This window comes from Mesorhizobium sp. M4A.F.Ca.ET.022.05.2.1, from assembly GCF_003998845.1.
Taxonomy (GTDB): domain Bacteria; phylum Pseudomonadota; class Alphaproteobacteria; order Rhizobiales; family Rhizobiaceae; genus Mesorhizobium.
The window spans coordinates 1-8,187 of sequence record NZ_RZOJ01000278.1 but is presented as its reverse complement, the minus strand read 5'-3'; the positions used below and the strand labels follow the sequence as shown (position 1 = coordinate 8,187).

General features: G+C 62.5%; 7 protein-coding genes and 1 tRNA gene. 7 read left to right on the top strand and 1 reads right to left on the bottom strand.

The window, feature by feature from the left end; translation table 11 throughout:
• The coding region (locus EN745_RS24420) for a PAS domain-containing protein (protein WP_245487822.1) at positions 1-1,656 on the bottom strand (1,656 nt) is incomplete at its 3' end.
• A 247-nt stretch (positions 1,657-1,903) separates the two neighbouring features.
• Here EN745_RS24420 and EN745_RS24415 point away from each other — a divergent pair.
• From EN745_RS24415 to EN745_RS24385, 7 genes are all read left to right on the top strand, one after another.
• Positions 1,904-2,362 carry a phasin gene (locus EN745_RS24415; RefSeq protein WP_126056446.1) on the top strand — a complete coding sequence of 153 codons (459 nt, stop codon included), beginning with the start codon at positions 1,904-1,906 and terminating at the stop codon, positions 2,360-2,362.
• 358 nt (positions 2,363-2,720) lie between these two features.
• Positions 2,721-2,797 (top strand) — tRNA-His (locus EN745_RS24410).
• A 274-nt stretch (positions 2,798-3,071) separates the two neighbouring features.
• Positions 3,072-3,758 carry a GntR family transcriptional regulator gene (locus EN745_RS24405; protein ID WP_127422462.1) on the top strand — a complete coding sequence of 229 codons (687 nt, stop codon included), beginning with the start codon at positions 3,072-3,074 and terminating at the stop codon, positions 3,756-3,758.
• A gap of 460 nt (positions 3,759-4,218) precedes the next feature.
• Entirely contained in the window at positions 4,219-5,106 is an 888-nt protein-coding gene (locus EN745_RS24400) for a dihydrodipicolinate synthase family protein (protein ID WP_127422461.1), read from the top strand.
• A gap of 270 nt (positions 5,107-5,376) precedes the next feature.
• The gene (locus tag EN745_RS24395; protein ID WP_126056445.1) at positions 5,377-6,369 is read left to right on the top strand and encodes a glycine betaine ABC transporter substrate-binding protein; all 993 of its coding nucleotides are present in this window, start codon (positions 5,377-5,379) and stop codon (positions 6,367-6,369) included.
• 147 nt (positions 6,370-6,516) lie between these two features.
• Entirely contained in the window at positions 6,517-7,404 is an 888-nt protein-coding gene (locus tag EN745_RS24390) for a proline/glycine betaine ABC transporter permease (protein WP_127422460.1), read from the top strand.
• Positions 7,397-8,187 (top strand): ATP-binding cassette domain-containing protein (locus EN745_RS24385; RefSeq protein WP_189363148.1); only part of this gene is annotated, 791 nt, incomplete at its 3' end. The genes EN745_RS24390 and EN745_RS24385, both read left to right, overlap by 8 nt.

The following is an 8,187-nucleotide window of genomic DNA, read 5'->3' as shown; positions in this document are numbered from 1 at the left end:
TTCCAGCGTCGACAGGCCCTTGTCGTTGGCCGGCTGCCGGTGCTCGGCCAGCCGGATCACCTTGTCGGCGAAACGCCGCTCCGGCTTCGACACGATGGTCAGCGCCGGCACTTCGCCCTTGAACGGGTCGGCTGGCTTCGGGGTTTCCGCGACAGTGTCCTCGACGGCCGGTTCGCTCGGCGCCGGCCGCTCGCCATCGGCAAGCGGCCCGCCATTGGGGACAAGCGCCATGCCGATGGCTTCCGGATCGACGACCGCGTCGCCGGCCCGGGCAACGCCGAAGCCGCGAAAACCCTCGAAGGCGCGGCTGCGGCCATAGACCGGCAGCGCCGCCAGGTCGACCGGTATCTTGAGATCGGTGCCGGCAACCGGCCACAGCACCGAGCGGCCGGACCACGTGTCGCGGCGTTCGAGCAGGCCGGCGATCTCGCCCGAGGCATCGAGGCCGAAAGTGGTGGCCACATCCTTGAAGCGGCGGCCGATCACGTCGGCGGCGGGCTTGCCGACGATCTCGGCGAATTCGGCCGACAATGCGCTGAACTTGCCGTCAGCATCGGTGCGCCAGACGAAGCGCAGCGGCGGCGCCGACCGATCGATCGTCCGCCCGGCGGCCGGCGCGGCCGTTGGCGCGGCGGCGGCCTGCCGAGGCGCTTCGGCTGGTGACGCCGCCTTGGCCTTGCCGGATGCATGGTCCTGATGCCGTGCCTCATCGCCGCCGGCGTTGAAGTACCAATGGTCGTGCTGCGGCTGCGTCTCGCTGGCCGTCGCCCGGTCGCCCACCGCCGCTTTCGGGCTCTGTCCAGTCGGACCGGCAACTGGGCCGCCGGCAGGGACGGCAACGCCCTTGGCCACCTCCGGCGTGGACTCGGCCATCACGTCCGGCGTCGTGGGCGAAGGTTCCTGCCTTGCCTCCGGCACAGCGGAAGGCGCCTCCGCCGGCAATGCCGCGGCTGCCGGAGCGTCGCCCCCCGGCTCACCCGGCCGCTCTTCGTCGAGTTGGGCTTCGTCGATGACCACCAGCAAGTGGCGCGTTTCGGTCAGCCGCGCGAGGCCGGCCGGATAGGAATTGCTGCCGCCCGGGACCAGGCGCTTGACGATGCGGTCGCTGTCATCGGCTACGTCTGCGACCAGCGCCGCCAGCGTCTCGGGCAGGATGCCCAGCGCCGCAAAACCGTCGGAGGCGGCCTCTACCTTGCCCGCTGCGTCGACGAAGGCGATGAAATGGCCGTCCTCGGTGAAGCCGCCAATGGCGCGGCTGGCGATCTCTGCAGCACTGCGCGAGCCGGTCTGCGCCGCGGGCACCGTGAGCATGATCGCTTTCTCGCCGTCTGGCATCGCCACCGCGCTGGCCAGGAAGCCGACGGCGCGGCTCACCATCCCGGTCGCCAGCCGCAGCGTGATGGCCCGGTCGCTGCCGATCTGCGGAAAACCGCTGGTCGCCATGATCTGGCGCCTGGCGATCAGCGGCAGCCGCGCCGAGGCGCCGATGATGCCCTCGATGTCCGGATAGCCGAACACCGCCGCTCCGGGGCCGTTGGCCCAGATCACCTGTTCGAGGTCGGCCGACAATATGGCGATCGCATCGCCGGCGGCGAAGCGCTGGCGGACCGCATCGAGCACGGCAACGTCGAGGAAGGAATAGTTTTCGGGCGGCATGCGCTTGGCGAATCCCTCCGGCGGGCAATTTCAGTTAACGCTTTGTTAATAAAAGCGGGCGGTGCGAAGGTCCACAAGCCAGGGCGTGCGGCGGGCGAAATCTCTGAGCGCTTGGTTAACGGCGGGGAAGATTCTGATGGTGCACTGCAACAAAGATGTTGCAATGCACAAAAAAACCTCTATATTGCCATCATACATGAACGAGACGGCTTTCTGTCAAAGCCGCTACCCGCGAAAAGGATGGAAAATGTCCAAGATCAAGACCGCCGAGACCATCGAGAACGTTGAATTCCCGAGCTTCGACGCTTCCAAGGCCACCGACCAGATCCGCGCCTTCGCCGAGAAGGGCGTCGAGCAGTCGAAGGAAGCCTATGCCAAGTTGAAGACCGGCGCCGAGGAGACCCAGAAGGTTCTGGAGTCGACCTTCGAGACCGCCAAGACCGTTTCCGGCGACCTGTCGCTCAAGACCATCGCCGCGCTGCGCGCCAATGCCGACGCCGGCTTCTCGCATCTCGAAGCCCTGGTCAGCGCCAAGTCGCTGTCGGAAGTCGTCGAGCTGCAGACCGCATTCCTGCGCAAGCGTGCCGAACTGGCCGTCGAGCAGGCCAAGGAATTCCAGGCCGTCGCTTCCAAGGCTGCCGAGGACGTCTCCAAGCCGATCAAGACCGCTTTCGAGAAGGCCTTGAAGGACATCAAGGCCGCCTAATATCTTCGCATAACTCGGCGATGCATCAAAACGTCGCATTTTATCAGACAAATAGATGTGCGATAGAGTTGTCCAAGCGAATACCCGGCGGGCGGAACCTCCTCCCTCTGCTCTCCGGGATGACCAGCCAGCACCTCCTCCCGCTGGCTCGTAACAGGAAAAGGCCGGCACCTCCTCCCGCCGGCCTTTTCTTTTGCCCGAAATTGGCTGGTTGAAAACCGGGCGCGGTTCGCAGAACCCGCCTTTGCCTCATCAAGGGCCTTGAATTACGCTCCGATAGTCCGTATTGGACGCATCGCCGAACGACAGAGCGGATCTGGAGAGCAGAGCTTCCCCTGGATCGCGCTCCGGCAGACGTGCCGTTGTAGCTCAGCTGGTTAGAGCGCCGGATTGTGGATCCGGAGGTCGCTGGTTCGATCCCAGCCAACGGTACCATCGGCTTAAGTATTTGATCTTGCTAAGAATTTCCTAGCTCAGACAGCCTGGTCACGCCGGCTTATGGCATTCGAAGGAAAAATCCTTCTGGCCCCTCTGCGAGCCACCGTTGCTTACGCGATCGGCTGATAGCTCCCATCGAGAGCCGTCGATCCACTCGTCCAAAAATTGTGTACCAAGAAAATACAATCCGTTGACACGCCCACAGGTGCGTGCGACTCTCTTCAGGAGTGCCAAGTATGATCGACTGGCAGGGTTGATTCTGAGGTGCGCGATGAAGGGAAGCAAGGGCAGTCTTTACGACGATCTGAAGCGTCGCATCCTGACGATGGAACTCGATCCGGACGAGGATCTGGACGAGGTAGCGTTAAGCGAGCGCTACGGCCTGTCGCGCACTCCGGTGAGGGAAATCTTCCGCAGATTGGAGGGCGAAGGCTACATCGAAATTCGCGCCAACCGGGGTGCCCGGGTCGTTCCGATGAATCACTCGACCCTTCGGCAGTTCTTCCTCGTCGCTCCCATGGTCTACGCCGCCATCGGCCGGCTGGCGGTGCAAAACTTCAAGCCTTCGCAGTTGGTAGACCTGAAAGACACGCAGGAGCGTTTCCGCGCCGCGAGCAAGTCGGGCGACGCACTGTCGATGGTGGTCGAGAACAATAGGTTTCACGAGATCATCGGCGAGATGTCCGGAAATGCCTATCTTCAGCCGAGCCTCGGCAGGTTGCTGATCGATCACGCCCGTATCGGCCACACCTTCTTCCGGCCCCGCAATGATGACATGCGTCGGCGCTTGGGGATCGCCGTCGAACACCATGACGGCTTCATCTCGGCCATTGGCCGTCATGATGAGAACGCCGTCGTCGACCTGGTGTTCGAGCATTGGGAACTGTCGCGCGAGACCATGGAGATGTTCATCGCACCTCAAGGCTTGAAGGCGGATGCCCTGGTCGGCGATTCCTGACGGCTGCGCTCTGTCCTTCTGAAAAACCTTCCATTCTGCCACGTTATGGTTTGTCTGGGGCTGTTGGTCGGCTGCGGCGCCACGCTCGCGAGACTCCCAATAGCCGCCAGTGCGCATAGCATGCGGCGTCATCGAGGCATGCCTGCCCTTTTCGCTCTGATTCTGTCACGCCGCGCGGTTGCGGCTCTGTCCCGGCGCCTTGTCATCGCACCTCCGGCCACGGACGGCGGTTCGGTTCAGAAGGCATCAGCATTGTGTTATCCAATTATAAGATTTGTGTACGCAAAAAATACAATTTGTTGACTCCGGCACGCCGGTGTGCAATCTTGCGCGCCATCAAATGCGATCGACCGGGTTTCGGGCGCTGAGGATTCTCAGGAGAGTTCTCAGACGGTTCTCCTTTGGCCGGATGACGCATTGGTCGGAAACGGCCGCTCCGGGACAGGAAGCCTGCATGAACATGTCCGATTTCCCTTTCTCAGGATTGAACCTCGCGATTGCCACGCCATTCGACGCGCAAGGTCGCATCGATCTCGGCAGGCTCGAGCAAAACATCGAGCGCTATATCGCGGCCGGCATACGTGGCTTTGTTCTGAGCTCGGGCACGGGCATGCACGCCTACCTGTCGGCGGACGAGTCGAAGTCTCTGGTCAAAAAGGGCGCCAAGATCATCAACGGGCGCGCCAAGATCATTGTGCAGACCTCCGCGCTGCTCGTCGAAGATGTTGTCGAGCGGACCCGCCACGCCAAGGATTGCGGCGCCGATGGGGTGATGGTGCTGCCGCCCTTCTTCGAAGGCCCAACGGATGACCGGGGCATTGTCGACTTCTACACGGAGGCCGCAAAGGGCGGACTGCCGATCATCGGCTACAACGTGCCCCAGGCGGTGGGCGTTGCGATCACGCCCTCGCTGCTGAGGGAACTGTGCGCGATTCCAGGCTTCTGCACGGTCAAGGATAGCGGCGGCGATCTCGGCAAGCAGGCTTCGCTCATTCGCACCGGCCTTCCGGTCATGAATGGCGCCGACCACCTGGTGGCCTATGCCCTCTACGCGGGATGCAGCGGCCTGATATGGGGCGGAGCAAATTTTGCGCCCAGGACAACCGTGGCCCTGGTTGAAGCGGCAGCCTCAAAAGACTGGGCTGACGTGCGCAAAATCTGGGCGTCGCTAGAGCATGTCATGTCCCTCCTTTGGGAGGGCGACTACGTGCAGTCGGTCTATGCCGCGGCAGACTTGGTCGGCTATGGCGCCGGAAGTCCCCGCAAGCCTTTGCGCGCACTCCCCGCCGACAGAGTAGCGACGCTGCGACGGGCGCTCGGCACCCTCGTCGAACGCGAGGCGGCCTGATCGTGAGCCAGAAAGCCAAAGTCTTCGCAACCTTCCTGCCGGCGAACCGTGGCGCCTCAACCTATCACGTCGATCGGGGCAAAGGTGCGGATGGCGGTTCGCGAGTGGAGGGCGGGCCGATCCGCGACGTCCGGGTAGGCGGCGTCGCTGCAGGCACAATCGGGAGACGATGAAACGCCTTCTGCATCACCCTGCTAGTTCAGTTTCGCCGGGCGGCGTGGGTTCGGTGTCGGTCTGTCAATAAGCCACGCGAAGAATGAGGAGAACAAAATGAGACAACTACTATTTCCTGCCGTTGCCCTCGGAGCGCTGCTTACCGCAGGTGCCGCACAGGCGGCTTGCGGCGACGTTACATTGGCGGTCTTCAGCTGGCAGTCGGCCGAGGCAATGTCCAATGTCGACCAGTTCATCCTGAAGAACGGCTACGGCTGCAACGCCACGACGGTTGCGGGCGACACCGTGCCGACGATCACCGCGATGATCGAGAAGGGCCAGCCGGACATTTCTTCGGAATCGACGCCAAGCCTGCTCGGTGACGTCTATATCAAGGGCGCCGCCGAGGGGCGGATCAGCCAGATCGGCACGGCGATCAGCGACGGGCAGGTTTCCGGCTGGTACATTCCCCAATATGTCGCGGATGCGCATCCCGATATCAAGACCGTCGACGACGCCATGAAGCATCCGGAGCTGTTCCCGGCTCCGGAAGACCCCTCGAAAGGCGGCGTTATCCAGGGCCCGCAAGGTTGGGGCGACACGGTCGTGACGGCGCAGCTCTACAAGGCCATTGAGGGTGACAAGAAGGGCTTCGAGTTGGTCCCCACCGGTTCGGCGGCAGCGCTCGATGGCGTCATCTCCAAAGCCTATGAACAGAAGCAGGGATTCCTCGCGCAATATTGGGCACCGACATCCCTTCTGGTGAAGTATCCGATGGTGCGCCTCGAAATGGCTCATGACGATGCCGAGTGGGCGCGTTGCACGTCAAAGCAGGACTGTCCGGATCCGAAGCCGAACTACTGGAAACAGGCTGAGATGGTGACGCTGGCCAGCAGCAAGTTCACCCAGCGTGACGACGTCGGCCCGGTCAAGGACTACCTCGCCAAGCGCAGCTGGACCCAGGCTGAAGTCGGCAAGGTGATGCTGTGGATGACCGACAACCAGGCCAATGGCGAGGACGGCGCCAAGTGGTTCATCAAGAACATGCCGGAAGTCTGGACCAAGTGGGTCCCGGCTGACGTCGCCGAAAAGGTCAAAGCCGCGCTCTAAATCGGGCAATCGGCGGGCGGAGGCTTTGAGCGTATTCAAGGCCTCCACCTAGGCGGCTCGGTCCGCCGGCGTAGCCTTTGTTCCCTGCTCTCGGCCTATGGCCGGCAATGTGTCCCCAATGGCGCACTCACAATAGGGCATCGCGATATGGATTGGCTTTTCAGATTCCCTCAACTCGACCCTGAATTCCTGCTTGCGGTGAAGCGGTCTATCGACGGCGCCCTGAAGGCGCTGACGCGCGGCTACGGTCAGGCGATCGAAGACTTCTTCTATCCGCTGCTGCGCGTTCTCGTCTTCTTCGAAAGCACCATCTCGAACGCGCCCTGGCCGCTGGTCGTGCTCGCCCTGGCGGTCATCGCCTGGTTTGCGGCACGGCGCTGGGCCGTGGTTGCCGCCGTTGTCGGCACGCTCATCGCCATCGGCCTCCTTGGCCTGTGGCAGGACGCGATGAAGACGATCTCGCTTGTCTTCACCGCGATGATCTTCGCCATCGCCATCGGCATTCCGCTCGGCATCCTGATGAACCGCTACAAGCGCGTCGGCGCGGTCATGCACACGGTGCTCGACGTCATGCAGACGATGCCGCCCTTCGTCTATCTCATTCCGGTCGTCATGCTGCTCGGCATCGGCCGGGTGCCGGGCTTCATCGCGGTGGTGATCTATGCCATCCCGCCGATCATCCGCCTCACCGACCTCGGCATCCGCCTGGTCGACAAGGAGGTGCTGGAGGCCGCCGACGCCTATGGCTGCTCGCGCTCGCAAAAGCTCTGGAAGGTACAGATCCCGCTCGCCATGCCGACCATCATGGCCGGCATCAACCAGACCATCATGATGGCGCTCGGCATGGTGGTCATCGCCTCGATGATCGGCGTGCAGGGGCTCGGCCTCAACGTTCTCCAGGCCATCGCCAACCAGTACTTCACGCAAGGCATCTTCAACGGCTTTGCCATTGTCGGCATCGCGATCATTTTCGACCGCATCAGCCAGGCCTATGGCCACCGGCTGCAGAAGCATCGGGGTGCAGCTCATGACTAGCAACAACGCCTCAATCGAAATCCGTGACCTGTACAAGATCTTCGGCAAATCTCCGGAGAAATACGTCGATGCGGTCCGCAACGGTCTGTCGAAGACCGAACTCGGCAAGACGCATGGCCACATTCTGGGGCTGAACAAGATCAACATCTCCATGCCGGCGGGCAAGGTCCAGGTCGTCATGGGGCTATCGGGCTCAGGCAAGTCGACGCTGATCCGCCACATCAACCGGCTGATCGAGCCGACATCTGGCTCGATCATGATCGACGGGCGCGACGTTCTGGGAATGTCGGAGCTGGAGCTGCGCGAGTTCCGCCGCAACCACACAGCGATGGTGTTCCAGAGATTTGGACTGCTGCCGCACCGGTCCGTCATCGACAACGTCACGTTCGGACTGGAGGTGCGCGGTGTCGAGGCGGCGAAGAGCCGTGACATCGGCATGCGCTGGATCGAACGCGTCGGCCTCGCCGGCTTTGAGCAGCGCTATCCGGACGAACTGTCCGGCGGCATGCAGCAGCGCGTCGGGCTTGCCCGCGCACTCAGCAACAATGCCTCGATCCTGTTGATGGACGAGGCCTATTCGGCTCTCGATCCGCTGATCCGGACCGATATGCAGACCATGCTGCTCGATCTGCAGACCGAACTGAAGAAGACCATCGTCTTCATCACCCATGATCTCGATGAGGCGCTGCGGCTCGGTGACCAGATCGTCATCTTGCGCGACGGTTCGATCATCCAGCAGGGCAACAGCCAGGACATCCTCTTGCGCCCTGCCGACGACTACAT

What these genes read in the sequence shown, in the direction of transcription:
- EN745_RS24395 (WP_126056445.1), top strand. Translation starts at nt 5,377, where the DNA reads ATGAGACAACTACTATTTCCTGCCGTTGCCCTCGGAGCGCTGCTTACC.
- EN745_RS24390 (WP_127422460.1), top strand. Translation starts at nt 6,517, where the DNA reads ATGGATTGGCTTTTCAGATTCCCTCAACTCGACCCTGAATTCCTGCTT.
- EN745_RS24415 (WP_126056446.1), top strand. Translation starts at nt 1,904, where the DNA reads ATGTCCAAGATCAAGACCGCCGAGACCATCGAGAACGTTGAATTCCCG.
- EN745_RS24400 (WP_127422461.1), top strand. Translation starts at nt 4,219, where the DNA reads ATGTCCGATTTCCCTTTCTCAGGATTGAACCTCGCGATTGCCACGCCA.
- EN745_RS24405 (WP_127422462.1), top strand. Translation starts at nt 3,072, where the DNA reads ATGAAGGGAAGCAAGGGCAGTCTTTACGACGATCTGAAGCGTCGCATC.